Origin of the sequence: Neobacillus fumarioli NBRC 102428, assembly GCF_001591485.1 — a bacterium.
Lineage (GTDB): Bacteria > Bacillota > Bacilli > Bacillales > Cytobacillaceae > Neobacillus > Neobacillus fumarioli.
Genome location: NZ_BCUZ01000225.1, coordinates 1 through 1,559 on the forward strand (window position 1 = coordinate 1; position 1,559 = coordinate 1,559).

Consider the following 1,559-nt stretch of genomic DNA (forward strand, 5'->3'; position numbering starts at 1 on the left):
AGACTGTCGACAAATTCGAAAAAATTCGGGTTTGCCGACAGTCTTTTTTGTATAATTAAGATATTGAGATTCGGTGAGGTGGATGAAATGCTAACGAAAAATACACAAATTAATCGTGATCAAATAGAAATGATAGCTCTGGACCAACTTGTTCCTGCGAACCATTTAGTTCGTAAAATTGAGGCAGCTTTAGACTTTTCATTTATCTATTCACTTGTTGAAGATGTGTATTCTTCCGAACGGGGACGTCCGAGTATTGACCCTGTAATATTGATCAAAATGGCTTTCATCCAATATACCTTCGGTATACGTTCAATGCGTCAAACTATAGAGGAAATTAAAACAAATATGGCTTATCGTTGGTTTTTAGGCTTTGGATTTTATGATACGGTACCACACTTCTCAACCTTCGGTAAAAATTACGAGCGCCGTTTCAAGGACACGGATTTATTTGAACAAATTTTCTATCGTATTTTGAAAGAAGCTTCAGATAAGAAATTAATTAGTAGTGAACACGTGTTTATTGACTCTACACATGTTAAAGCGAGTGCAAATAAACATAAATTCGAGAAGAAGGTAGTTCGAAAAGAAGCAAAAGCATACGAAACGCGTTTACAAGATGAGATTAACAGCGACCGTGAGGAACATGGAAAAAAACCATTTCCTCCGGATAAATTCGAACAAGAGGAATTTAAAGAAATTAAAGAGAGCACAACTGATCCGGAAAGTGGTTATTATGTAAAGGATGAGCGCACAAAACAGTTCGCTTACTCTTTTCATACTGCAGCTGATCGAAATGGCTTTGTTTTAGGCACCATTGTAACACCAGGGAATGTTCATGATAGTGTTATTTTCGAACCACTACTGGAAAAGGTCATTGAAAAGCACGGGAAACCTGAAGCTGTTGCCGCTGATGCTGGATACAAAACACCTGCTATTGCTCAATACATATTTAAAAATGGCATTACTCCTGCACTGCCTTATACTCGTCCTCGTACTAAAGAAGGTTTTATGAAAAAGCATGAATATGTTTATGATGAATACTATGATTGTTATATCTGTCCGCAAGGACAAATATTGAAATACACAACGACGACGAAAGATGGGAAGCGCCAATACTTCTCTAATCCGCATGAGTGTAAAAATTGCCCTTTGCTTTCACAATGCACACAAAGTAAAGAACATAAAAAACTGATTGAACGTCACGTGTGGGAGCAATATTTAGAAGAAGCGGATCATCTTCGCCATACACAAGAAAATAAAAGCATTTACGCAAGGCGCAAGGAAACAATTGAACGTGTCTTTGCAGATGCAAAGGAAAAGCATGGTATGCGTTGGACAACCCTAAGGGGCTTGAAAAAATTGTCAATGCAAGCGATGCTTACTTTTGCTGCCATGAATCTAAAGAAGATGGCAACATGGACTTGGACTAGTCCAAAAATGGTATAAAAATTGACCCCGTAGGGGTCTAAAAACTGCACAATCCGTAAAATAAGTGCTTAAAAATGGAAAAAGGCATCCAAATGGGACCACTCGGAATGCCTTTTGTCTACAATCTG

General features: G+C 38.0%; 1 protein-coding gene. It reads left to right on the forward strand.

Features of this window, described 5'->3' with window-relative positions; genetic code table 11:
• The first annotated feature begins 87 nt into the window (after positions 1-87).
• Positions 88-1,449: an IS1182 family transposase gene (locus BFU02S_RS15760; RefSeq protein WP_066372734.1), complete on the forward strand. Its 1,362-nt coding sequence runs from the start codon at positions 88-90 to the stop codon at positions 1,447-1,449.
• Positions 1,450-1,559 lie beyond the last annotated feature (110 nt).